The sequence below is a fragment of the Streptomyces sp. NPDC088554 genome (assembly GCF_044752945.1).
GTDB lineage: Bacteria > Actinomycetota > Actinomycetes > Streptomycetales > Streptomycetaceae > Streptomyces.
The window spans coordinates 63,519-85,738 of record NZ_JBIVMF010000013.1 but is presented as its reverse complement, the minus strand read 5'-3'; the positions used below and the strand labels follow the sequence as shown (position 1 = coordinate 85,738).

Annotated in this window: 24 protein-coding genes; 12 read left to right on the top strand and 12 right to left on the bottom strand. The window is 72.3% G+C overall.

Annotated features, from left to right (window positions below; genetic code table 11):
• Nucleotides 1–2 precede the first annotated feature (2 nt).
• Nucleotides 3–1,133, bottom strand: a complete 1,131-nt coding sequence (locus ACIP8W_RS17125; RefSeq protein ID WP_401948254.1) for a family 43 glycosylhydrolase — start codon at nt 1,131–1,133, stop codon at nt 3–5.
• Between the two features lie 215 nt (nt 1,134–1,348).
• A complete protein-coding gene (locus ACIP8W_RS17120; RefSeq protein WP_401948257.1) occupies nt 1,349–1,810 on the bottom strand; it encodes a hypothetical protein in 462 nt (153 codons plus the stop codon).
• A gap of 359 nt (nt 1,811–2,169) precedes the next feature.
• On the opposite strand from ACIP8W_RS17120, the gene ACIP8W_RS17115 reads away from it, so the two are divergent.
• The 4 genes from ACIP8W_RS17115 (at nt 2,170) to ACIP8W_RS17100 (ending at nt 6,541) form a co-directional block, all read left to right on the top strand.
• Entirely contained in the window at nt 2,170–4,086 is a 1,917-nt protein-coding gene (locus ACIP8W_RS17115) for a DUF2264 domain-containing protein (RefSeq protein WP_402203530.1), read from the top strand.
• Between the two features lie 70 nt (nt 4,087–4,156).
• The gene (locus ACIP8W_RS17110) at nt 4,157–4,756 is read left to right on the top strand and encodes an ArsR/SmtB family transcription factor (protein ID WP_402203528.1); all 600 of its coding nucleotides are present in this window, start codon (nt 4,157–4,159) and stop codon (nt 4,754–4,756) included.
• On the top strand, nt 4,753–6,057 hold the full coding sequence (locus ACIP8W_RS17105; protein WP_402203527.1) for an MFS transporter: 1,305 nt from the start codon (nt 4,753–4,755) through the stop codon (nt 6,055–6,057). The genes ACIP8W_RS17110 and ACIP8W_RS17105 overlap by 4 nt, the downstream gene beginning before the upstream one ends.
• Before the next feature lie 10 nt (nt 6,058–6,067).
• Nucleotides 6,068–6,541, top strand: coding sequence for a GNAT family N-acetyltransferase (locus ACIP8W_RS17100; RefSeq protein WP_401948263.1), 474 nt, complete (start codon nt 6,068–6,070; stop codon nt 6,539–6,541).
• A gap of 341 nt (nt 6,542–6,882) precedes the next feature.
• Here the strand turns inward: ACIP8W_RS17100 and ACIP8W_RS17095 are convergent, their stop codons facing one another.
• Entirely contained in the window at nt 6,883–7,941 is a 1,059-nt protein-coding gene (locus ACIP8W_RS17095) for a FecCD family ABC transporter permease (RefSeq protein ID WP_401948267.1), read from the bottom strand.
• Nucleotides 7,938–8,915 (bottom strand): FecCD family ABC transporter permease, encoded by a 978-nt coding sequence (locus ACIP8W_RS17090; protein ID WP_401948270.1) that lies wholly within the window; start codon nt 8,913–8,915, stop codon nt 7,938–7,940. Before ACIP8W_RS17090 ends, ACIP8W_RS17095 begins: the two co-directional genes overlap by 4 nt.
• A 147-nt stretch (nt 8,916–9,062) precedes the next feature.
• Here ACIP8W_RS17090 and ACIP8W_RS17085 point away from each other — a divergent pair, with 147 nt between their 5' ends.
• On the top strand, nt 9,063–10,133 hold the full coding sequence (locus ACIP8W_RS17085) for an ABC transporter substrate-binding protein (protein WP_401948273.1): 1,071 nt from the start codon (nt 9,063–9,065) through the stop codon (nt 10,131–10,133).
• A gap of 58 nt (nt 10,134–10,191) precedes the next feature.
• On the opposite strand, the gene ACIP8W_RS17080 is transcribed toward ACIP8W_RS17085, so the two are convergent.
• Nucleotides 10,192–10,773 (bottom strand): TMEM165/GDT1 family protein, encoded by a 582-nt coding sequence (locus ACIP8W_RS17080; RefSeq protein ID WP_401948275.1) that lies wholly within the window; start codon nt 10,771–10,773, stop codon nt 10,192–10,194.
• A 437-nt stretch (nt 10,774–11,210) separates the two neighbouring features.
• On the opposite strand from ACIP8W_RS17080, the gene ACIP8W_RS17075 reads away from it, so the two are divergent.
• On the top strand, nt 11,211–11,822 hold the full coding sequence (locus ACIP8W_RS17075) for a hypothetical protein (RefSeq protein ID WP_401948278.1): 612 nt from the start codon (nt 11,211–11,213) through the stop codon (nt 11,820–11,822).
• Between the two features lie 12 nt (nt 11,823–11,834).
• Nucleotides 11,835–12,257, top strand: a complete 423-nt coding sequence (locus ACIP8W_RS17070; RefSeq protein WP_402152628.1) for a cupredoxin family copper-binding protein — start codon at nt 11,835–11,837, stop codon at nt 12,255–12,257.
• A gap of 68 nt (nt 12,258–12,325) precedes the next feature.
• Here ACIP8W_RS17070 and ACIP8W_RS17065 read toward each other — a convergent pair whose 3' ends face one another.
• Nucleotides 12,326–13,216, bottom strand: coding sequence for a DUF2382 domain-containing protein (locus ACIP8W_RS17065; RefSeq protein WP_401948283.1), 891 nt, complete (start codon nt 13,214–13,216; stop codon nt 12,326–12,328).
• A 338-nt stretch (nt 13,217–13,554) separates the two neighbouring features.
• On the opposite strand from ACIP8W_RS17065, the gene ACIP8W_RS17060 reads away from it, so the two are divergent.
• Nucleotides 13,555–14,613: an NAD(+)/NADH kinase gene (locus ACIP8W_RS17060; protein ID WP_401948286.1), complete on the top strand. Its 1,059-nt coding sequence runs from the start codon at nt 13,555–13,557 to the stop codon at nt 14,611–14,613.
• Between the two features lie 13 nt (nt 14,614–14,626).
• Here the strand turns inward: ACIP8W_RS17060 and ACIP8W_RS17055 are convergent, their stop codons facing one another.
• On the bottom strand, nt 14,627–15,253 hold the full coding sequence (locus ACIP8W_RS17055; RefSeq protein ID WP_402203523.1) for a TetR family transcriptional regulator: 627 nt from the start codon (nt 15,251–15,253) through the stop codon (nt 14,627–14,629).
• A gap of 116 nt (nt 15,254–15,369) precedes the next feature.
• On the opposite strand from ACIP8W_RS17055, the gene ACIP8W_RS17050 reads away from it, so the two are divergent.
• On the top strand, nt 15,370–15,528 hold the full coding sequence (locus ACIP8W_RS17050; protein WP_401948292.1) for a hypothetical protein: 159 nt from the start codon (nt 15,370–15,372) through the stop codon (nt 15,526–15,528).
• Nucleotides 15,529–15,557: 29 nt separating this feature from the next.
• Nucleotides 15,558–15,836: a DUF4190 domain-containing protein gene (locus ACIP8W_RS17045; RefSeq protein WP_401948295.1), complete on the top strand. Its 279-nt coding sequence runs from the start codon at nt 15,558–15,560 to the stop codon at nt 15,834–15,836.
• Nucleotides 15,837–15,858: 22 nt separating this feature from the next.
• On the opposite strand, the gene ACIP8W_RS17040 is transcribed toward ACIP8W_RS17045, so the two are convergent.
• The 3 genes from ACIP8W_RS17040 to ACIP8W_RS17030 all read right to left on the bottom strand — a co-directional run bounded on the left by ACIP8W_RS17040 (nt 15,859) and on the right by ACIP8W_RS17030 (nt 19,601).
• Entirely contained in the window at nt 15,859–16,929 is a 1,071-nt protein-coding gene (locus ACIP8W_RS17040; RefSeq protein ID WP_402203521.1) for a PHP domain-containing protein, read from the bottom strand.
• A gap of 333 nt (nt 16,930–17,262) precedes the next feature.
• Nucleotides 17,263–17,976: an LAETG motif-containing sortase-dependent surface protein gene (locus ACIP8W_RS17035; protein ID WP_401948300.1), complete on the bottom strand. Its 714-nt coding sequence runs from the start codon at nt 17,974–17,976 to the stop codon at nt 17,263–17,265.
• 392 nt (nt 17,977–18,368) lie between these two features.
• The gene (locus ACIP8W_RS17030; RefSeq protein ID WP_401948302.1) at nt 18,369–19,601 is read right to left on the bottom strand and encodes an aromatic acid exporter family protein; all 1,233 of its coding nucleotides are present in this window, start codon (nt 19,599–19,601) and stop codon (nt 18,369–18,371) included.
• 221 nt (nt 19,602–19,822) lie between these two features.
• Here ACIP8W_RS17030 and ACIP8W_RS17025 point away from each other — a divergent pair, with 221 nt between their 5' ends.
• Nucleotides 19,823–20,041: a hypothetical protein gene (locus tag ACIP8W_RS17025; RefSeq protein WP_401948304.1), complete on the top strand. Its 219-nt coding sequence runs from the start codon at nt 19,823–19,825 to the stop codon at nt 20,039–20,041.
• Nucleotides 20,042–20,132: 91 nt separating this feature from the next.
• Here ACIP8W_RS17025 and ACIP8W_RS17020 read toward each other — a convergent pair whose 3' ends face one another.
• Both ACIP8W_RS17020 and ACIP8W_RS17015 read right to left on the bottom strand, forming a co-directional pair.
• Nucleotides 20,133–20,660 (bottom strand): GNAT family N-acetyltransferase, encoded by a 528-nt coding sequence (locus ACIP8W_RS17020; RefSeq protein ID WP_401948307.1) that lies wholly within the window; start codon nt 20,658–20,660, stop codon nt 20,133–20,135.
• Between the two features lie 39 nt (nt 20,661–20,699).
• Nucleotides 20,700–21,158, bottom strand: a complete 459-nt coding sequence (locus ACIP8W_RS17015) for a nuclear transport factor 2 family protein (RefSeq protein ID WP_401948309.1) — start codon at nt 21,156–21,158, stop codon at nt 20,700–20,702.
• Between the two features lie 258 nt (nt 21,159–21,416).
• On the opposite strand from ACIP8W_RS17015, the gene ACIP8W_RS17010 reads away from it, so the two are divergent.
• Nucleotides 21,417–22,220: a TetR/AcrR family transcriptional regulator gene (locus tag ACIP8W_RS17010; protein WP_402203518.1), complete on the top strand. Its 804-nt coding sequence runs from the start codon at nt 21,417–21,419 to the stop codon at nt 22,218–22,220.

Here is a 22,220-nt window from a genome sequence, read left to right as displayed (position 1 = left end):
GATCAGACGCCCTCCCTCGATGTGGTGAAGTGAGCGGCGGAGCCCGGGGATTCGGGCAGCCACCGGATCGGTCCATCGGCCACGGGCACACCGAAGTCCGGTGTACCGTCCCGCTTCCAGCCCAGCTTCTGGATACGGGTGTGCCGGTTGGGGTCGTTCAGGGGATCGCCGGTGATCTCCTTGTACTGCCGGGCGTGATAGACGAGCACATCGGTCCGCCCGTCCTCGGCCACGGTGAAGGAGTTGTGGCCGGGACCGTACTGCCCGGTCGTCTCGTCGCCGGCGAACACCGGCACGGTGGATTTGTGCCAGGAGGCGGGGTCGAGCAGATCGGCGCGGGCGTCGGCGGTCAGCAGCCCCATGCAGTAGTGGTGATCGGTGGCGCTCGCCGAGTACGACAGGAAGATCCGGCCGTTGCGCTTGATGACGGCCGGTCCCTCGTTGACCTTGAAGCCGATCAGCTCCCAGTCGAACTCCGGTGTGGTGAGCCGGACCTGAGGACCCTTCAGGGTCCAGGGATTCGCCATCGCGGAGAGGAAGACCGCGGTGTTGTTGTCCATACCGGGCTCGTGCTGCGCCCAGGAGAGATAGCGGGTGCCGCGGTGGGTGAAGGTGGTGGCGTCGAGGGAGAAGGTGTCCCACGCGGTGGTGAGCTGCCCCTTCTCCGTCCAGGTGCCCCGGAAGGGGTCCGGGCTCTCGTTCTCCAGCACCCAGATGCGTATCTTCCACACGTCGTCGGTGCGGCCCGCGGCGAAGTAGATGTACCACTTCCCGTCGATGTGATGGATCTCGGGCGCCCAGATGTGCGCGCCCATGTCACCGCTGGTGTGTTTGGTCCAGATCACCGACTCCTCGGCGGTCGCCAGCCCCCGCAGGGTGCGGGAGCGGCGCAGGATGATCCGGTCGTACTCCGGCGCGGTGGCCGTGAAGTAGTAATGGCCGTCGGTGTGACGGTGGACGAACGGGTCGGCGCGCTGCTCGACCAGTGGATTGCGGTACGTGGAACCGGGACGGGCAGTGGGGGGACCGGCCGGGGAGGCGGCCAGGGCGGCGCCGGGCATCGCGGTGAGTGCACCCGCTGCCAGCGCTCCCTTCAGCACGACTCTGCGGCTGGGGACGTCACTGCGGCTCATGCAGGATCCCTTTCCGGTGGGCGGAGGCGCGCGTCCGAGATATCGAACGCCATCTGTGATTCCGAACGCCGAAACGGTAAGTGCGTGGTACGAGGAGGTCAACGGCCTCGCACGACAAACATCGCCCGGGGCCACCGGGCCGCCGGGCCATCGAACCGCGGGGAAGGAGAGAGGGCAAGGGGAAGGGGAAGAGGAAGGGGAAGGGGAAGGAGAAATCAGCCGGCGCTCGGGCTCACGGGCGTGTTCATGTCGCGCAGCTTCTGCAACTCGCCCCCGACCTTCCCGCGCAGCGTCTTGAGCACCTCCACCTTGCCCGCGATGACCCACTGGGTGCCGACCAGATACGTGCCGCCGTACATCGCCGCGGTGTCCAGCCAGGTCAGCTTGTACTTCTCGGCGGGGAACGTCGTCACGATCCACTTGCCGCTCGGGGTGGTGCAGACCCCCTCGCGCAGTTCCTTCGCCTCGATACGGACGGTGGCCTCGCAGCCCGTCAGGGTGGCGATCATCTCGACGTTCGGGGGAGCGAGCGGGGCGGCGCCGGACGCCGACGCCGTGGGGCGCGCCTCGCTCTCCGTACCGCCCGGGTCGTTCGAGCAGCCGAGGAGCAAGGAGGACAGCAGCCCGGCTGCGAGGAGCTTGGTCGTGCGTGCGGCAAGGGGGCGGTAGGCCGTCACCGGGTTGTCCTTCGGTCTCGCTCGGGTGGGTCGTGTACGTACCGAGAGATTACGGAGCCGGACGTTCATCCGTTCAGCCGGTCCCGTCGGAGCCGGGCCGATCGCTGCGCCGCGGGCTCGAAGCGCTCACCCGAGCCAGTCGCACGCCGCCGAGCCGGAGGTCTCGGTGGGTCCTCAGCCCACCAAACACCCACCAAACACCCGCGGAAACACCCGCGGAAACACCCGCGGAAACCTGAGCGTCTGACCGCTTCGATCTTCTTCTGAGCGGTTCTGAGCGGTCTCTTGACCAGTACCGATCGGCCGATCAGGATTCCCGGTGTCCCCCACCGGAGCGGCGAAAGGCTGGCCTTCCTCGTATGACCGTATCTTCCGCAGGCTTCCCGCTCCCCGCCGACGACCGGGCGCTGAGCCCGCGCACCGGCTACACCCGGGCCCACTGGGAGGCCGCCGCCGACGGACTGCTCGGCGCCGCCTGGCGGTGGGCCACCCCCGGCCGCGCCCTCCTCGACCTGCCGGGCCGGCCCTCGGGATCGGGGGTGCGCTCGGACGGCCTGGAGGGGTACGCCCGTACGTTCCTCGCCGCTGCCTTCCGGGTGGCGGGCGCGGGCGGCGCGGACCCGCACGGCTGGCTCGACCGGTACGCGGACGGCCTCGCCGTCGGCACCCGCACCCCGGGCCGCGACGACACCGAGTCCTGGCCGCTGATCCTCGACCACCACGTACAGGGCCAGCCGATGGTCGAGTCCGCGTCCGTCGCCCTCGGACTGCGGCTGACCGCGCCCTGGCTCTGGGACCGGCTCGACCCCGGTGTACAGGACCGCGCCGAGGAGTGGCTGCGGGGCACGCTGCGGCACACGCCCGCGCCCAACAACTGGTATCTGTTCCCCTACTCCGTGGCCGGATTCCTGGAGTCGGTGGGCCGGGGCGACGCGCAGACGGCACGCGCCAAGGACCGGGCGCTCGCCCTGCTGGAGGGCTGGTACCGGGGCGACGGCTGGTACGCGGACGGCGACAGCCGTGCCTTCGACCACTACAACGGCTGGGCCCTGCACCTCTACCCCGTACTCCACACCCATCTGGCGGGCGACACCGCGCTGTCCGCGCACTACGGCGCCCGGCTGCGCGAGCACCTGGAGGGCTTCTCCCTGCTGTTCGGCGCGGACGGTGCGCCGATCCACTTCGGGCGCTCGCTGTCCTACCGCTTCGCGGCGGGCGCGGCAGTGGCGCTCGGCGCCGTCACCGGACATACCCCGCTGGCCCCGGGTGTCTCACGGCGGCTGGTCAGCGGCTCCCTGCGCTACTTCCTCGACCGGGGCGCGACCGGCGAGGACGGCCTGCTCAGCCTCGGCTGGCACGGCCCCCACGCCGCGACCCTCCAGCACTACTCGGGCCCCGCCTCGCCGTACTGGGCGGCCAAGGCGTTCGTCGCGCTGCTCGCGCCCGGGGACCATCCGCTGTGGACGGCCACCGAGGAACCGGCCCCCAGTGAGGGCCCCGACCGGGTGCTCGCCCTGCCCGCGCCGGGGCTGCTGGTGCAGTCCACCGCGGCGGACGGGATCGTACGGCTGCACAACCACGGCAGCGACCACCTCCGCCCGCACGAGGGCGAGGCCGAGGTGGGGGACGACCCGCACTACAGCCGCCACTCCTACTCCACCGCCACTGGCCCCACCGCGGTGGCCAACGTCCCCGACAACCATCTCGCCGTCGAGATCGCGGGCGTCCCCAGCGGCCGGCGCCGGATCCGCCCGCTCGGCGCCGGACACGGCGACGGCTGGGGCTGGGCCGCCTCCTGGCACCGGCCGGTCTTCCCGTCGGGCCCGCCGATGGTGCCGGGCCTGCGGGTCGAGAGCGTCACCGTGGCCCGGGGCGGATACGAACTGCGCGCCCACCGAGTGACCGGCGCCCCGCCCGGCACACGGATCCGCCAGACCGGCTGGGCGACCGGCCCCGACGACACCGTACGTTCCGAGCTGTACGGCCTGCACGGCTGGCACACCCAGGACCAACAACGCGCCCCTCAGGGCACGGCCTTCACCCGCTGGGCCCACGTCCCCCGACTGACCGGCGAAGCCGAGGGCACCACCCTCTTCGCGGCCCTCGCCACCCTCACGACCCACCCCGGAACGGCCCCGCTGTCCGCCGCGGTGACCGAGGTGAACACGGCGGGGAACAGCGTCGAGGTGCGCTGGGCGGACGACGGATCGACGACCCGCATCACCTTCGAACCGCTGACGGTCCGCCACGACCGTACGGAGCGGACGGAGGACTGACCGGGAACCGGCGGAACGTAATTACAGAGAACCCTTTGCAGAGGGTTCTCTGTAATTGTAGGGTGCGGGTATGTCCCCTGACGAACCCGAGCATGTCCCGCCTCCCGTCCGCCGCCTCGACGCGCACAGCCTGCGCGGACTGGCCCACCCCCTGCGGATGCGCATCCTCGAACTGCTCAGACTCGACGGCCCCGCCACCTCCACCGGACTGGCCGAACGCCTCGGGCAGAACACCGGCACCGTCAGCTGGCATCTGCGGCAGCTCGCCGAGCACGGCTTCATCGAGGAGGAGACCGGCCGCGGCACCCGGCGTGAGCGTTGGTGGCGGGCGGCCGGGGCCAGGAACGAGCTGAACACCCGGGACTTCCGTGACAACCCCGATACCAGGGGAGCCGTCGCGGTCTTCACCCACGAAGTGGTGACCCAGCAGTTCCATCGCGTCATGGACTACGTCAACGACGACTGGGGGGACGAGTGGCGCGCCGCGGGCACCATCAGTGACTGGAGCGAGCTGCGGCTGACGCCTTCCCAGCTCGAAGCCCTCAACCAGGAGCTGATGGAGGTCATCGCCCGCCACACCCCGGCGCCCGACGCCGGATCCGACGCCGGGGCACTCCCCGTCGTCGTACAGCTCCAGTCGTTCCCCCGCCATGAGCGCGACCGCTCATGAGCGGGGGGATACGCGGCGGACTGCTGTGCCGCCACCGTGACTTCCGGCTGCTCTGGTGCGGCGAGACCGCGGGCAAGTTCGGTGCGTCGATCACCGGGGTGGCGATGCCGCTGATCGCGGTCTCCCAGCTGCGGGCGAGCCCCTTCGAAGCCGGTCTGCTGGCCGCCGCGGGCTGGCTGCCCTGGCTGGTCATCGGGCTTCCGGCCGGGGTCTGGGTGGACCGGCTGCCGTGCCGTCCGGTCATGCTGAGCGCCGCCGCCGTCTCCCTCGTGCTGTACGCCTCGGTCCCGGTCGCCGCGTGGGCGGGTGGGCTGAGCATCGGTCTGCTGCTGGCCGTCGCCCTGCTGACCGGCACGGCGGCGGTCTTCTTCCAGACCGCCTACACCGTCTATCTCCCTTCGCTCCTGGGCCCCGAGGACCAGGCCGAGGGCAACGCCAAGCTCCATGGCAGCGCCTCCGCCGCGCAGATCGCCGGGCTCGGCTCGGGCGGGCTGATCGCGCAGCTGGCGGGCGCGGTCAACGGCATGTTCGTCCACGCCCTGACCTTTCTCCTCTCGCTGCTCTGTCTGCTGGGCATCCGGTACCGCGAGCCGCGTACCGACCCCGCCGTCCGCCGCCCCCGCGCGCTGGGAGCCGAGGTGCGGGAGGGGCTGCGGCTGGTCGCGGACGACCCCTGGCTCCGTACGCTGACGCTCTTCGGGGCGGCCTCCAACCTGGCGCTCATGGGCTACCAGTCGATCCAGGTGGTCTTTCTGGTCCGGGATGTCGGGCTGACGCCCGGCGCGGTCGGCGGCCTGATCGCCACGGCCGGTGCGGGCGGCATCGTCGGGGCCTTCGCCGCGCGCCGGGTCGCCGCCCGGACGGGGACGGCCCACGCGACCCTCTTCTTTGAGCTGGGCCTGCCCGCCTTCGCCCTGCTCATCCCGCTGACCACCGACGGCGCGGGTGTTCTGTGCTACGCGGTGGGCGGCTTCTGCGTCTCGGCGGGTGTCGTGGCCGGCAATGTCATCAAGACGGGCTTTCAGCAGAGCTACTGCCCACCGGAACTGCTGGGACGGCTCACCGCGAGCGCCGCCTTCCTCAACTACGGGACGATCCCCCTCGGCGCACTGCTCGGCGGCGCTCTGGGGGCCGCGCTCGGTCCACGTGCCGCGATGTGGGTCGCCACCGCCGGGGTGCCGCTCGCCGGGTTGATCCTGGTCTTCTCGCCGGTCGGCCGTGCCAGGGAGCTGCCGTCGTCCCGGTGGCCGCACCCGCCCCGGGGGGATCGGGGGTTGCGGGCGGCCCGGGAGGGTGGGTAATACTCACCGTATGAGATCGAGACTTACGGGTGCGGAGAGGGGCATAGCGGTACGGCGGGCCGTGGCCGGGGATGCCAAGCGGCTCACCGCGCTGGTCAGGGGGGCACGCGCCTATGAGGGGCCGTACGCCCCGATGGTCGCCGGGTACCGGGTGGGGCCCGACTACATCGAGACCCATGAGGTCCACGTCGCTGTGGGGGCGGACGGGCGGCGGCTCGGTTTCTACTCCCTGGTCCTCGATCCGCCCGAACTCGACCTGATGTTCGTCGCCGACGACGCCCAGGGGCTCGGCATCGGCCGACTGCTCGTCGCGCACATGCGGGACCGGGCGCGCGAGGCCGGTCTCGACGCCGTCCCGGTGATCGCGCACCCGCCGGCCGAGGGCTTCTACCGGAGCGTGGGCGCCCGGCGGACCGGCACCCGTGCCGCCAGTCCGCCTGCCGTCATGTGGGACCGGCCCGAGCTGCTCATCCCGGTCGTCTGACCCTCGCGGGTCGGGGCGCCGGGGGCTGGGGGGCCTGCTGGAACGGCTCCGGCAGGCTCCCGGGCGGCGCGTCTGCCGCGTACGGACGTGTTACGAGCCGAGCAGCGCCCTCATCCGGGCGATCTCGTCGGTCCGGACGTGATGATGGCGTCTGCCATCTCCTTGGCGCCCCGGTGGGACCCTTCGGCCCGCTCGGTCCGCGCCATGCCGTGCATCGCCGGCAGACCGGCGATCACACCGAGCACGAGCGGCGGAAGCGGGGCCCCCGCGCCCCGGGGGCGCGCCTCCCGCTGTCCGCCGACCGTCGCATGGGGCCATCCGAACACACCGCCGACGGGGCGTCAGCTCCGGTCCTTCTCCCGTGACAGCAGCCACAGCAGATACAGCCCGCCCAGTGCCCCGGTGACCAGTCCCACCGGGATCTGGAAGGGGGCCAGCAGCCGCTGCGCCAGCAGATCCGCCGTGGCCAGGATCAGCGCGCCCGTCAGCAGGGCCGAGGCGATCGGGGGGCCGGGGGACCGGGTGATCCTGCGGGCCAGCTGGGGGGCGGCCAGCGCGAGGAAGCCGATCGGGCCCGCGACGGCGATGGCCGTACCGGCCAGGGCGACCCCGAGCAGCAGTGTGGCCGCCCGGACGCGCGGGACGTCCACCCCGAGGGCGCCCGCGGTGTCGTCGCCCATCTCCATCAGCCGCAGCGGCCTGCCCACGACCACCGCCGCCACGGCGAGTACGGGCAGGGCGAGCGCCAGCGGCGTCACCTGCGGCCAGGAGACGGCGTTGAGGCTGCCGAACGTCCACGCCTTGGCCGCCTCGGCGGACTCCAGATCGGCCCGGGTGATCAGATAGTCGTTGACCGAGGCCAGCATGGCGCCCACCGCGATGCCCGCGAGGACGAGCCGCCCGCCGGAGACACCGCGCGACGCGGTGAACCCGTACACGGCCGTGGCCGTCAGCAGACCGCCGAGCACCGACCCCGCGCCGACGCCGATCCCGGCCGCGCCGCCGCCCGCCAGGATCACCACGAGCGCGCCGCTGGTGGACCCGGTGGTGAAGCCGATGACGTCCGGGCTGCCGAGGGGGTTGCGCGACAGGCTCTGGAACAGCGCCCCGGACAGCCCGAGGGCCGCCCCGACGAGCAGCGCGGCGCAGACCCGCGGCAGCCGCTGGCCGAGGACGATGAACCGGTCGGTGTCCGAACCGCCCCCGGTGAACAGCGCCTCGGCGACCCGTGCCGCGTCGATCCGGTACGTACCGGTGAACACGGTGACCGTCCACACCACCGCGCACCCCAGCAGCAGTACGGCCGCCACGGCGGCGGCCCGGCCCGAGTGACGGACCGTGATCCCGCCCGGCAGCCGCAGGACCCCGGCCGGCGCGGCGGTACGCGGCGGGGCGCTCATGCCCGGACCTCCGCGCGCCGGACGACCAGCCACAGCAGCACCGGGGCCCCGATGAACGCGGTGACGATCCCGGCCTCCAGCTCGCCCGGCGGGACGACCACCCGGCCCGCGATATCGCTGACCAGCAGCAGGGCGGCGCCGCCGGGCAGCGAGAAGACCAGCAGCCACCGCAGATCGGGGCCGAGCAGCAGCCGCAGCGCGTGCGGCACGACCAGCCCGACAAAGCCGATCGGCCCGGCGGCGGCGGTCGAGGCCCCGCACAGCAGCATGATCGACAGGAACCCGGCCGCCCGCACCCACGCCACCCTCAGCCCGAGCGCCGCGCCCGTCTCGTCGCCCAGCGCCAGCGCGTTGAGCGCCGGACCGAGGGCGAGCGCGATCAGCGCCCCGGCGACGACGAAGGGCACGGCGGCGACGAGGGCCTGCGTCCCCCGGTTCTCCAGCGAACCCACCACCCAGAAGCGGTACGAGTCGAAGGCGGCGGTGTCGAACAGGGTGAGGACGCCGGTGCAGGCGCCCAGACTCGCCGCCAGCGCCGCGCCCGCCAGCACGAGCCGGGTGTGATGGCTGCTCCGGGTCGCGCCGCTGGTCAGCGAGTAGACGGCCAGCGCGGCCAGTACGGCCCCGCCGAAGGCGAACCAGATGTAGCCGGACACGGTCGTGACCCCGAACACGGAGATCGCGACCACCACCGCGAACGAGGCCCCGGCGTTGACGCCCACCAGCCCCGGCTCGGCCAGCGGATTGCGGGTGATGGCCTGCATCACCACACCGGAGAGAGCCAGCGCGGCTCCGACCGCGACCGCCAGAACGGTACGGGGCAGCCGCAGCTGCCGGACGATGATCGCGTCCGCGCTGCCGTCGTCGTGGAACAGCACCTGCCACACGGTCCCCAGCGGGACGCTCCGTGCGCCCACTCCCAGGCTGACCAGGACGAGAACGACGACCACGGCCAGACAGACCGCCAGCGCCACGGCCCGCCCGACCCCGCCCCTCGGTCCACCGCCCCGGGACCCGACGGCCCGTGACGGCTGATCGGAATCAGTCCCTCCGGATGTGTGATCCATCGCATGACCGGCATACCTACTCATCAACACTTAGGGAAGCCTAAGCTAAACGACGTGTACCGCTTCAGTGATCTCCCTCTCACCCGTCTCGTCAGCGGCGCCGTCGTGGCCGGCGCCCTGCTGCTCAGTGGCTGTTCCACCGGCTCGGGCTCGTCGGGCCCCGCCGCCGACGGCACGAGCGCCGAACCCACGACCGCGTCGAACGCCTCGGCGCCCACCGCGCCCCGCACCGTGCCCCAGGGCATGGGCAGTGGCCGACCGGACGGCACGTTCCCCCGTACAGTCGGCCACTTCGAGGGGAAGACCGTCCTCACGGCCGAACCCAAGAAGGTCGTGGTCATCTCCACCGGCCAGGCCGACGCGCTGCTCACCCTCGGTACGGTCCCGGCGGGATCGACCCGGGGCGAGGGCGCCGACGAGCTCATACCCCAGTACTTGAAGGACGACTATCCGAAGGACGCCGCCGCGCTGGCGAAGGTCGCCGACGTGGGCTCCCGGGTCGCCCCGGACATCGAGGCCATCGCCAATATCGAGCCCGATCTGATCCTGATGAACATCGCGGGCAAGAACGCCAAGAGCCTCTACACCGCGCTGACCGCCATCGCCCCCACCGTCGCCACCCAGGGCACCGGCCTCTACTGGAAGCAGGACTTCCTGCTCGTCGCGGACGCCCTGGGCAGGACCGCGCGGGCGCAAAAGATCCTCGACGGCTTCCACGCCGACGCGGCCGCGTGGGGCAGGACGGTCGACAAGCCGGTCACCGTGTCGTTCCTGCGGCTGAACGGCGACCGGCTGCGGATCTTCGGGGTGCCCTCGTTCACCGGCGGCATCGCCGAGGACGCCGGACTCGGCAGGCCCGGGAGCCAGCGGTTCGACGACATCTCCGAGGACATCAGCAACGAGCGGCTGGACCGGGCCGACGCCGACTGGATCTTCTACGGGGTCCAGGGCGCCGGCACCGGGGCGACCGCGCTGACCCGGGCGCCGCTCTGGCCGACGCTCTCCGCCGTCGCGGGCGGGACCGCGGTCGCGGTCGACGACGACGTCTTCTATCTGAACACCGGCCCCACGGCGGCCCGTGACGTCCTGACCGTACTCAAGAAGCACATTCCGGCCACCGGCTGACGCCGTACCCCCCCACCCGTGGCCCCCGCCCGCGCGGCGTGGGCCACGGGTCTGTCCGTCACACGAAGATCTCGGTCACCGTCCAGACGGCCAGCCCCAGCATGCACAGCCCGCCGATGCGCTGGACCGTCTTCAGCGGGACCCGGGTGGCGATGAACCGCCCGGCGAGCAGGGCCAGCGCGGAGACGGACATCAGCGCGGCGGCCGAACCGATGGCGGTCGACCAGGCACCGTTGCTCGCGGCGAGATTCGCGGTGGTGATCTGGGTCAGATCGCCCCACTCGCTGATGAACACGGCCATGAAGGCGGTGGAGTAGACCGGCCAGAAGCCGGTGACGGTCCTGGCCGGGGTCTCCTCGTCCGTATCGTCGCTCCCGCCGCGCAGCAGCATGAAGGCGCCGAAGGCGAAGAGGAGCGCGGAGACCAGCTTGACGATCCAGTCGGGCAGCAGCCCGAGGAGACCGCCCGCGCCGACGGCGATGGCGACATGGACGAGGAACGCGGTCGAGGTACCGAACCAGACGTAGAGCGGACGCATCCGCGTTCCCATGGCGAGCGACGCGAACATGGTCTTGTCGGGCAGTTCGGCGAGGAAGATGAGACCGAAGGCGGTGAGGATCGCCAGGGGGTCGAGAGACATTCCGGGTGGCTTTCTCTGGGGGCCGGACCCGGATCTTCGCGAAGCACCATCAGGCGCCGGGAGGACCACTCGGCCCGGCACGAGGGTGCGCCCGCGGGACCGCGGACACGTTTCATGCCTGACCGAAGGTCTCGCCCACCCGTCACCAGGACAGGCCCGGCCACCGGGAACCCGGGGGTTCCAGTGTGTCGACGACCGGTTCGCGGGGCTACTCCCCTTCGCTGTCCACGAGGCTACCTCACCCGGCCGGCCCACCGCGGGCGCGCCCTCCCGGACACCCGGCCGCCGTTCGTACCGCCGTTCTCGCTACCCCCGGTACGTCGTACGGCCCTGTCAGCTGGTCCGGCCCCTGCCCCTGTCGTGTAGTGGGTCTGCGGCCGCGATCGGGCGGGCGCCGTGCTGCCCGTGGGGCGGCTGCTCTGAGCTGAGGAGTCTTCATGAGGATCAACACCAGGACCGTTTCCGCGCTGGCCGCGGCCGCGCTGGGCGCCGCCGTGGTCGCCGGATGCAGCGGCAGCGGCAGCGGGTCCTCGGCGACCAAGGAGGACGTGTCCGCCGACCTGGCGGCGGCCTCCGCCTCCCCGAGCATGTCCCCGCCCATGGCCGCGTCCTCGCCCGCCGCCGACGCGGGCAAGGTGTCCGCGAAGATGGTCGGGATGTACGGGGAGATCCTGGTCAACCACAAGGACCGGACCCTCTACCTCTTCGCCGCCGACAAGCTCGACCCGACCACCAAGAAGTACACGTCGGCCTGTACGGGCGACTGCGCGAAGGTCTGGGTCCCGCTGACCGTCCACCACAAGCCGGAGGCGGGCACCGGCCCGGTCAAGGCGTCCTGGCTCGCCACGATCACCCGCGCCGACGGCACCGAGCAGGTCACCTACGACGGCCACCCGCTGTACACCTTCAAGAAGGATCTCAAGGCCGGGGAGACCCATGGCCAGGATGTGAAGGCGTACGGCGCCAAGTGGTACGTCGTCGGTGCCGACGGCAAGGCGGTCACCACCCCGCCGCCGAGTCTCAGCCCCAGCCCGACGCCCAGCTACTGATCCGGCCCCGCTTTGAGGCTCTCGTCGCGCGGCACCGGTCCTGTCCGCCGGGCCGCCGCTCTCGTCGCCGTCTGCCTGATCACCCTCGCCGGCTGTTCCGGCAGCGGTGACGGCGGCGGCTCGGCCGGCACCCCGCCCGCCCCGGCCTCCTCGGCCCCCATGTCCCCCTCCGCACCGGCCGGACAGGCCCTGGTCACCATCGACAACTTCACCTTCACGCCCGCGCGCCTCACCGTCGACCCCGGTACGAAGGTCACCGTGACCAACAAGGACAGCGTCGCGCACACCGTGACCGCCACGGCCGGCAAGGCATTCGACACCGGCACCGTCGACCCCGGCGCGACGGTCACCTTCACCGCACCGGCCAAGGCCGGTGACTACCCGTACCTCTGCTCCATCCACCCCTTCATGAAGGGGACCCTCACCGTCCGCTGATGACAGGCGGCCCCCGCCGGCCACACATTCACGCGTGGTGGGCGGGGGCGCCTGTGGTGCGGGCCGGGTCAGTGACCGGGGCCGCGCTTGCCGCCGAACCCCTTGCCCTGGGTCTGGTCGGTGTCGTACTCGATCTGCTCCTTGCGGACCTCGGCGGTGACCTCCTTCTGCTCCGTCACCTTCTCGCGCTCCATGCGGACACGCTCGACGGGCACGGACTCCTTGCTGATGACCGGCTGCTCGGCGTGGAGCGTCACCTCGGTCTGCGCCTCACCGATACGGGAGCCGCGGATGTTCGCCCGGTCCTCCGGGGAGATCGCCTCGTGGACGACGCGGACCTCCTCGTGGCTGAGCGGCACGGAGGTGGTCACGTTCTCGGTCACGACCACCTTGCGCAGCCGGGCGTGGCCGACCTCGCGCTCCTCGGTGGTGATGTGCAGCTGCTCCTCGGACCGGATGAGTTCCTCGTAGCCCTCCTTGCCCTCGGTGGGCATCGAGCCGCGGACACCGGCCATGGGCCGTCCCGTACGCGCCTCGGGCGCGGCGGCGGCGCGGCCGGTGCTCATCCCGGTGCCGGCCGCCGTGCCGGTGCGGGTGCCCGCCGCCGTACCCATGCCGGCGGCGGCGATCCCGCCCGCAGCGGTCAGTCCGTAGTGGTGGTAGAGCTGCTTCTCCTGGCCCGGGTCGAGATGCTCGTCGGCGTCCAGGCGCGGTGCTTCCTTGACGGTCTCCTTGGCGTACGGGACATGGATGTCCTCGCCGGCGCGACGGGCTCCGGTGAGCGGTACGAGGCTTTCCTTCATGCCGAACAGGCCGGTCTTCACGGTGACCCACTCGGGGCGGCCCGAGCGGTCGCCCACATAGACCTCTCCGACGTTGCCTATCTTGTCGCCGTCCTGGTCGTACACGCTTCTGCCGTTCAGACTGCTGGGGTTGTCGAACACGCCATCGGCTGACATCAGCGATCACTCCTCGCGTGGGGGAAGCGCGTCTGCGGGATCAGGCCCCTCACGGTCAGGCGCGCACCATCCCATCGCGCATCCGTACGGGTCCGGGGGCAACCGGAAGAGATGCCCCCACACCGTCCCGGCAGTGCCGCGAACCCCTGCCCGAACCGCCTTCACGCAGGTCGGCGCCGCGCCGCGAGTATCCGCCATTCGAGTGAACAGGAAGCGGGGTGGGCACGGCGGTGGGAGTGCGGCCGGATGCCTTTCCCGGTCATCCTGGCAGTGCTTGAGCAGGCCGGCTCGAGCACCGCGCCGGTCCCCGTCCGGTCCTTGTCGCACGGAGCGTGATCATGACGGTGAGACGTATCGGTCTGGTGGTGCACCGGGGCCGCCCCGCCGCTGTCGAGGCGGCCCGCGCGGTGCGTGGCTGGTGCGACGCGCACGGCGTTCCCTGCACGGAGATCGATGTCTGGGAGGGGCACACGCCCCGGCACGGCGGACAGGAGGAGGCATCGGCGGCGGGCAACCCCGACCTCGTCGTCACCCTCGGCGGCGACGGGACGTTTCTGCGCGGGGCCCGGATCGCCGCCAAGAGCGCCGCCGCCGTGCTCGGGGTCGACCTGGGGCGGGTGGGCTTCCTGACCGAGGTCCCCGCCGGGGAGGTCACCCGGGCGCTGGACACCGTCGACGAGGGCCGCGCCACCATCGAGGAGCGCATGACCCTGACCATGCGGGCGTCCAGGCCGCCGACCCTGCCTCCCGGGGTGGAGCCCCTGCTGAGCCACGGCCGGGGACCGGTCCTGCCGCCGCCCCATGTCCTGCCGGGCGCCGCCGCCGGAGCGGACTGGGGCGTGGCGCTCGATGTCACCGCCGTCAACGATGTCGTACTGGAGAAGCTCGCCCGGGACCACCAGGTCAATCTGGGGGTCTATGTCGCGGGACGGCTGCTCGCGGCGTACTCGGCGGACGCGCTCATCGTCGCCACCCCGACCGGCTCCACCGCCTACAGCTTCGCGGCCGGCGGACCCGTCCTCTCCCCGCACATGGACGCCGTGGTCTTCACCCCGGTGGCCCCCCACATGACCTTCGACCGTACGGTCGTGGCAGCCCCCGACGAGCCGGTCGCGCTCCGGGTCCTGACCCACTCCGGGGAGGTCGCGCTCAGCGTCGACGGCCAGCTGCGCGGGGTGCTGGAGCCCGGCGACTGGGTCGCGGTGTACGGGGCCAGGCACCGGCTGCGCCTGGTCAGGATGGGGCCCACCGACTTCTACACCCGGCTGCGCGAGCGCTTCCGGCTCACCGACGCGCCCGCCACGGCGGCCGACGGCGAGGCGGCGCCGCTGCTGCGCCCCGAAGGACCGGTCCCCGAGGACCTGGCGCATCTGCGGCTGCCGCCGGCGTATGGCTGAGAGCGGCCGGGCGTCAGTCGAGCCAGTGACGGCGGCCGAGGGCGATCAGCCGCAGCTGGCGGCGGGCCGTGAACGCCACGCGCTCCTCGGCGTCCGGCCCCTCCTCGGCGGCGTCGAGGAACGCCGACGCGGTCATCACCAGGTGGTCGACATAGACATCGGCCAGCATCCGCAGATCGTCCCCGCTCCAGCCCGCCGACGCGGGCTGGGCGCCGAGCGCCGTCGCCACCTCGGTGGAGAAGCGGCGCAGCTGGGCGGCGATGGCCTCCCGTACCTGCCGTACCCCGCCGTGCCGCTCCCGCGAGACGAACCGGACATGGGCGGGGTACGCGCGGACCTGGCGCCGTATCACCTCGACGGCGCGGTCGATGCGTTCGTCGCTGTCGGCCGCCTCTTCGAACGTGCCGCCGATCATGCCGTGCAGGCTGCCGAGCGCCTCCTCGACCAGGGCGGTCCCGAGGTCGGCGGTGTCCCGGAAGTGCCGGTAGAAGGCGGTCGGTGTCACGCCCACGGCGCGGGTCACCTCGCGGAGCCCGAGGCTGCTGAGGCCCTGGTCGGCCAGGAGGCGCAGGGCCGCGTCCAGCAGGGCCCGACGGGTCTTCTGTTTCTGCGCCTGACGGATTCCCCGGGTGTGACTCATGCCATTCAGTAAACAACTGTTCGCCGGTGTGCGGAACCGTAGACTGCGGCTGCGGATTCAGTGCACAACCGTTCTCGCGAAATCGTTTCCGTACGACCCGCAAGGAGGCGCGTCCGATGGTCTTCCTCGTCGCCGCCCTGCTGCTGATGGGCGTGCTGCTGGGCACGGTGGCGCAGGTCCCGGCCCCCGTCAGCCTGATCGCCGCCACCCTCATCGGCTGCTGGCTGCTCGTGTTCGCCGCCCGGGAGCGCCGGGCGCGTGCCCGGCGCCGCTGACCTCCCCGCCGGAAAGGAGTCCGCACCCCGTGCCGCTCACCGCTCCCGCCTCCCTGTCCGCGCGCGTATCCGCTCCCGCCCGGGACGCCGACGGCATGGCCGTCGCCTCCTTCGTTCTCGGGCTCCTCGGCCTGCTCGTGATGAACCTCCTGCTGGGCCCCCTGGCCCTGGTGCTGGCGGCCCTCGCCCTGTGGCGCGGGACCGCGCGCCGGGGGCGCGCCCTGCTGGGGCTGTTCCTCGGAGCGGCCGATCTGGTCGTCCTCGCCGTCCTCGTGGGCGCGGACGGCACGCTGTCCTGGAGCCTGTGACCCGCGCTTCTGTACGACGGTCTCAGCTCGCGTCCGGCGCCTGCCGGGTCCGGGTCCACTCCCGCAGCTGCTCCGCCGTCCAGGTATTGACGACCCGCCCGGCCGGGACCTCGCACTCCTCGGCCCGTGCGCAGCCCAGGAGCTGCCAGTCGAGCTGACCGGGCGCGTGGGCGTCGGTGTCGACGGCGAAGAAGACCTCGGCGGCCACCGCCAGCCGCAGCAGCCGGCGCGGCGGGTCGAGGCGTTCGGGCCTGCTGTTGATCTCCACGGCCGTACCGGATTCGGCGCAGGCGTCGAACACCGCGGCCGCGTCGAACTCCGACTCGGGCCGGGTGCCGTCCGTACCAGCGCTCCGCCGCCCCCGCCCGGTGTCCCGGCGCGCGGTCACCAGCCGTCCGGTGCAGTGCCCGAGGACATCGGTCAGCGGGTCGCGTACGGCGGCGATCATCCGGCGGGTCATGGCGCGGGCGTCCATCCGCAACTTCGAGTGGACGGACGCCACCACCAGATCGAGCCGGTCGAGCAGCGCGGGGTCCTGGTCCAGCGTCCCGTCCGGCAGGATGTCGCACTCGATCCCGGTGAGCAGCTGGAACGGCGCCCACCGCGTGTTGAGTTCCGCGACCACGTCGAGCTGCTCGCGCAGCCGCTCCGCCGTCAGCCCGCGGGCCACGGTGAGCCGGGGGGAGTGGTCGGTCAGCACCGCCCATTCGTGCCCGAGCGCGGCCGCGGTCCGGCCCATCATCTCGATCGGACTGCCGCCGTCCGACCAGTCGGAGTGCAGATGGCAGTCGCCGCGCAGCGCCCGGCGCAGCGCGTGCCCCCGCTCGGCGAGCGGCTCGGCCGCCGTCCGCTCCAGCCGCTCCAGATACTCCGGTACGGAGCCCGCCACCACGGCCTCCACCACCTGTGAAGTCCTCGGGCCGATCCCGCGCACCCGGCCGAGGGTGCCCGCGCGGGCGCGCCGTACGACCTCGTCGGGCGCCAGGCCCGCCACGGCCTCGGAGGCGGTGCGAAAGGCCCGTACCCGATAGGTCTCGGCCCGTGAGCGCTCCAGCAGGAAGGCGATCCTGTCGAGTGCCTCCACCGGATCCATGGGCACCCCCAGCGTGTCGGCGGCCGGACGGAATCACCCTCATTGTCCGGTGCGAAGGGTGCCGATGCATCTCGCCGGAACGTGATGAGGCCCCGCAGACGGTGGCTGCGGGGCCTCACACGGCCGAGGAGCGCGGACGAGGGGCGGGGCCGGGGTACTACCGGCCGTACCGGGTGTCGCGCGGGTCGTCGGGGCCGGCCCCGACCGGAGGGGCGCCGCCGCGTGCCCCGCTCCCGACAGGCGGACGGCGTGGCGCGGCGGACGGGACGTGGTGGGCGAGCCTGGTCACGGCTGTTCCGGTCGTGGCGGCGGGGTGGTGCGGGGAACGGTCGTTCAGTTCTGGACGGAGCGGCGCTTGCGCGCGGCCCACATGATGCCGGCTCCGGCGACCAGGACGACAGCGGCGGCTCCGGCGATCATCGGAGTGGCGCTGGAGGAACCGGTCTCGGCCAGGTCGCCGGGCGAACTCGGCTGGTCCGAGGGGGCCGGAGGCTCGGTGCTCTCGTCGTCCTTGGGGGCGGGCGGCGTGGTCTCCTCGGCGGGCGGCGTGCTCTCCCCGGAGGTGGGAGGCGTGGTCTCCTCGGCCGGAGGGGTGGTCTCCTCGGCGGGGGGAGTGGTCTCCTCCGCGGGCGGCGGAGTCGTCTCCTCGGCAGGCGGGGGAGTCGTCTCCTCCGCCGGGGGCGGGGTGCCCTCGCAGACGGGAGCGGTCTTGGTCTCGTCCTTCGAGAAGCGGTCGCCGTCGGCCGCCTTCAGGATGAGGCGGACGGTCAGCTCGGTGTTGTGCTCCGGCAGGTCGAGAGTCTTCTTGAAGTTGTTCCTGAAGTTCTCGGTCGGCAGGAGGTCCTTGCCGTCCACGGTGACCGTCACCGTGTTCTGGTCGCTGTAGCCGTAACGGGTCAGGTCGAGACTGACCTCGTCACACGTCACCGACCAGGTGGGCGTGTGGGCGAAGGCCGGAGCGGCCGACAGGCCGACGGTGAGCGCACCCGCCGTCGCGATCGTTATGAGCGCGCCTCTGCGCCGCCACGATCTGCTGAATTGGGTCACGAAAAATCCTCCGGGGTAACGCGCCGCCCACGATGGCGGCGCGCGCGCACAGTATCGCCATCGGCGCGCCGCCTTGTACCCGGGCCGTCCAACTCGCGCTCTCCGTACGCCGGGTGGGACCGCGCGGGCGGCGGGCGACGGTTCGCCCTCTTCGCGAAGAGGGCGAAAGCGGCGGTCCCGGTCGCTTCGCGTCCGATGGCGCGATCACGCCGTTCCCGCTGATGGGGCCTGTGGTGACGGGGGATAAGTCGCTGAGCGTCCGCTTCTTCGCCGGAATATGCGACCGGCCGTCCGATCTCAGGTAAAGATTTCATCAACAATGGGTCTCAACTCTCTCTCCGGCCCCGGAACAAGCGCTTCCGGCCAGCGAGTTGGCCGGTACGCGCCGCCGCTCACCGCCGCTGCCGACGCGGCAGCGCCCGCCGCGCCCACTGCCGGAACGCGGCCGTCCGGGGGTGGCGCTCGCGCTGTTCGCGGGCGGCGCGGTCGAGTTCCTCCAGCAGCCTTCCGGCGCGGCGCTCCATGTCCAGCTCGTCGAGAATCCGGTCGATCTCCGCCAGCAGCGCGCCGTGCAGCTGCCACTGGCGGGGATGGCGCCGTACCCCCTCCAACAGCAGCCCCGCCAGCCGGTCCCGGCTCACGAGCGCCGCCGCCAGATCCTCGGCCAGTCGCCTCTCCGCCGTCTCCGCGTTGCTGCTCACCTCGGCGGCCACCAGCACCGCGAAACTCACGACGGCATCGGCGACCCGCGCGAGCAGATCCTCCAGCGCGGTTCCCAGCTCCGGGGTGAACAGCGGCTCCCCCGTACGCTCCTTCGCCAGATCGGTGAGGGTCCGCGCGAGCACCCGCAGCACCACCGTGCAGATCTCCAGGGTGTCCAGCCCCGTCCGCAGCACCACCCGGTGCAGCGGCCCCTCCTTCACCCGGGGGTTGAACCGGACGCTGTCCTCCGCCTGCCGCAGCGCCGCGTCCACCTCGCCGATGTCGTCGTCGAGCCGGCGCGCCTCGTGCAGCCGCGAGGCCGCGCGCTCCACCGGGATGGGGTCGGTCAGCCCTTCCCCCATCCGCAGCAGCAGCTGACGCATCCGGCGCGCGAGGTCCTCGACGGACCGGCCCGCGGTGCCGACCCATACGGGCGGCGCGAGCAGGAAGTTGAACAGCAGCCCCACCACCGCGCCGATCAGGGTCTCCAGCACCCGGTCCCAGGCGGTGGACGCCACCTGGGTCACCCCGAGGACGAGCATCGCGCTGATCGCGACCTCGGCCACGAACTCACCCGCCCGGACGAGACGGCCGACGACCAGCGAGGCCAGGATGATCAGCCCCAGGCTCCACCAGGTCAGCCCGACCAGCACACTGAAGGCGCTGGCCATCAACACCCCCGTGACCACGGCGTTCACCCTGCGGATGCCGGTGGTGAGGGTGGAGAAGAGAGTGACCTGTACGACGAGCAGCGCGGTCAGTGGCGCGGTGAGCGGCTCGGCCGCGCTGCTCAGCCGGAGCGCGACCACGTAGGAGATGGTCGCGGCGGCGGTCGCGCGCAGCGCCTGTACGGCGGCGGGCGCCCGGCCACGCCGTACCAGCTCGGCCACCGGGGCCCTGACCGACTCGGGGACATCACGCACGGAACGTCCCTTCCCGCGCGCGGCCCGATCGGACCGCGCGGGCCGTTCCGGCAGGGCCGTGTGGGCGAGTGGCGCCCCCGCCGGGTGGTGCGGCGGGCATGCCGCGCGGGGGTCCGGCCGCCCAGGGTTGTGCAGGACGGGGAATGATGAGGTAAACACCTTTGCAGCGGGTCGATCGGCATTCGGGCCGCGCGGCCGCTCGACTCTCCGAACGGTTGTGCATGCCTTCCTCATCTTCCCGCCAGGATCCGACGCGGGGACAGACCGCGGCGGACGCGCCCACCGCGCGTCCGCAGCACCACGGCATCTTCCTCGAACCCCGCTACACCGTCGAACTGCCGCCGCCGGCCGAGGGCGAAGGGGAGGACGAGCCCACGATGGAGAGCCTTTTCGACCGGCCGCCGACCCGTCGCCGTACCCCCACCCCGCGCCGGGGCTAGGCGCGGGCGGCAGGAGCGACGCGGTACGGACAGCGGCGGGCCGACGGACCGGCCCGCCGGCTGTCCGGAGCGGGAGCGGGGGCGGGCGGACTCAGCTCCGGGGGACGGGGTCCGCCGTACCGTCGTCGTCGCTCCACTCGATCCGGTAGTACCTCAGCCGCTCGTGCTCGGCGACGAGCCGCATGCCCACGGCCGTCATCACCCGCTGGGACGCGGTGTTGTCCTGGTCCGTGTCGCCCCGTACCGAGGCGACACCGTGCTCCCGGGCGAAGCGCAGCAGCGCGCGGAGCGCCTCGGAGGCGTAGCCCCTGCCGTACGCCGAGGGGATCAGGCCGTAGCCGATCGTGACCCCGAGATCGTCGTCCGGCGGGCCGTGGAAGCCGAGGCCGCCGATCGCACAGCCGTCCTCGCGGCGGCGGATCTCGTACGGGCCGAACGGCCGCGGATCCCCGGTGATCGAACAGGTGGTCAGAAACCGTCTGGTCCCCACGATGTCCCCCTCCGTGGGATAGCCGGGCGCCCACCGGTCCCCGGCGCCGGGCTCACCGGCCGTCACCCGCTCGGCCTCCCGCACGGTCAGCGGATGCAGCAGGAGCCGCTCGGTCACCAGGTCGCCCATCAAAGCCCTCCATCGGTTCCGGCGGTGGATCGCGGTGGTTCACGCGAGGGGGAACGGAACCCCGTGTTCCGAGAAGGGGCGTGGGCCGAGGATCCGGCGTTCGGCCTCCTCGATGGGGACATCGTTGATGCTGGCCTCACGACGGGCCATCAGACCGTGCTCGTCGAATTCCCACAGCTCGTTGCCGTACGAACGCCACCACTGCCCGGCCGGGTCATGGCTCTCGTACTGGAAACGCACCGCGATGCGGTCGTCGTCGAAGGCCCACAGCTCCTTGCGCAGCGCGTACCCCCGCTCGCGTTCCCACTTGCGGGTGAGCAACTCGACGATGGCGTCCCGGCCGGTGACGAAGGTGTCGCGATTGCGCCAGCGCGAATCGCGGGTGTAGGCGAGCGAGACCTTCAGCGGATCGCGGGTGTTCCACGCGTCCTCGGCGGCCTGGACCTTCTGCCGCGCGGTGTCGAGCGTGAAGGGCGGCAGGGGCGGACGAACGGTCATGGAAGGTCCTTCGCTGTACGGAGTCGAGTCGCCAGTACGATCATCCTCCCCGACGGGGAGCTATTCACCGGGAAACCGGGGGAAGAAGCCACCGGGAAACCGGGGAAGAGGCGAGGAAGAGGTGAGGAAGACGGGAAGCCGGGAGCCGGGAAGGCATTTGGGGAACGGGGCGTGTCGGCCGGTTCCGCGTGGCATCCTCGATAAGCGCCCTCACCAGTGACAACACCGCGCGTTCACAGGGCGATTCCGGGAGGCCGAATGGATCCGGGCCGTAAAACCGCAGACACGCCGACGACCCGCACGGCCGTCCCGCAGGCATCCACCGGCCAGGACCGCAGGGCACAGCGTCGGGAGCGGCTGCTCGCCACCGCCACCGAGCTGTTCACCACCCGGGGCTATCCGGCCACCTCCATCGAGCGGATCTGCGCCACCGCCCGGGTCTCCATCCGCGCCTTCTACGAGGAGTTCGATGGCCGGGAGGCCCTGCTGATCGCCCTCCACAACGATGTCGCGCGCGCCGGGATGGAAGCGGCGCTGACGGTGCTCAGCGATCCCGCGCTGGAGTCCGCCGGCGCCCGCGCCCGGATCGGCGCCCTCGCCCACGCCTATGTGGAGGCGGTCACCGTCGATCCCGCGGGGACCCGGCTGGCCTTCGTCGAGGTCATCGGCGCCGGGCGCGCGGTGGAGGAGCACCGGTTGCTCTGGCGCAGCCTGTGGAGCGACTTCCTGGCGGGCGAGGCCGAGCGGGCGGTGGCGCGGGGCGAGGCCGCGCCGCGCGACCACACCCTCGCCATGGTCGGCCTCATCGGGGCCACCAACGAACTGGTGGCCCACTGGTCCCGTAACAGCACCTCGTTCTCCCGGCAGGCACTCGCCGACGAGGTGATCCACCACATCCTCGCGGTCTTCGGCGTCGCCCCGGAGGACTCCGGCGCCCCCGCCGGTAAAGCGTCCGCGGCGGGCCGGACCGACGGAGCGGACGGAGTGGACGGAGCGGACGGAGTGGACGAGGCGGACGGAGCGGACGAGGCGGACGAGGCGGACGGAGACGAAGGGGAATGA

Coding starts and splice junctions, on each gene's coding strand:
- ACIP8W_RS17125 (WP_401948254.1), bottom strand. CDS start 1,133: ATGAGCCGCAGTGACGTCCCCAGCCGCAGAGTCGTGCTGAAGGGAGCG.
- ACIP8W_RS17115 (WP_402203530.1), top strand. CDS start 2,170: ATGACCGTATCTTCCGCAGGCTTCCCGCTCCCCGCCGACGACCGGGCG.
- ACIP8W_RS17110 (WP_402203528.1), top strand. CDS start 4,157: ATGTCCCCTGACGAACCCGAGCATGTCCCGCCTCCCGTCCGCCGCCTC.
- ACIP8W_RS17105 (WP_402203527.1), top strand. CDS start 4,753: ATGAGCGGGGGGATACGCGGCGGACTGCTGTGCCGCCACCGTGACTTC.
- ACIP8W_RS17100 (WP_401948263.1), top strand. CDS start 6,068: ATGAGATCGAGACTTACGGGTGCGGAGAGGGGCATAGCGGTACGGCGG.
- ACIP8W_RS17095 (WP_401948267.1), bottom strand. CDS start 7,941: ATGAGCGCCCCGCCGCGTACCGCCGCGCCGGCCGGGGTCCTGCGGCTG.
- ACIP8W_RS17080 (WP_401948275.1), bottom strand. CDS start 10,773: ATGTCTCTCGACCCCCTGGCGATCCTCACCGCCTTCGGTCTCATCTTC.
- ACIP8W_RS17075 (WP_401948278.1), top strand. CDS start 11,211: ATGAGGATCAACACCAGGACCGTTTCCGCGCTGGCCGCGGCCGCGCTG.
- ACIP8W_RS17065 (WP_401948283.1), bottom strand. CDS start 13,216: ATGTCAGCCGATGGCGTGTTCGACAACCCCAGCAGTCTGAACGGCAGA.
- ACIP8W_RS17060 (WP_401948286.1), top strand. CDS start 13,555: ATGACGGTGAGACGTATCGGTCTGGTGGTGCACCGGGGCCGCCCCGCC.
- ACIP8W_RS17055 (WP_402203523.1), bottom strand. CDS start 15,253: ATGAGTCACACCCGGGGAATCCGTCAGGCGCAGAAACAGAAGACCCGT.
- ACIP8W_RS17050 (WP_401948292.1), top strand. CDS start 15,370: ATGGTCTTCCTCGTCGCCGCCCTGCTGCTGATGGGCGTGCTGCTGGGC.
- ACIP8W_RS17040 (WP_402203521.1), bottom strand. CDS start 16,929: ATGGATCCGGTGGAGGCACTCGACAGGATCGCCTTCCTGCTGGAGCGC.
- ACIP8W_RS17025 (WP_401948304.1), top strand. CDS start 19,823: ATGCCTTCCTCATCTTCCCGCCAGGATCCGACGCGGGGACAGACCGCG.
- ACIP8W_RS17020 (WP_401948307.1), bottom strand. CDS start 20,660: ATGGGCGACCTGGTGACCGAGCGGCTCCTGCTGCATCCGCTGACCGTG.
- ACIP8W_RS17015 (WP_401948309.1), bottom strand. CDS start 21,158: ATGACCGTTCGTCCGCCCCTGCCGCCCTTCACGCTCGACACCGCGCGG.
- ACIP8W_RS17010 (WP_402203518.1), top strand. CDS start 21,417: ATGGATCCGGGCCGTAAAACCGCAGACACGCCGACGACCCGCACGGCC.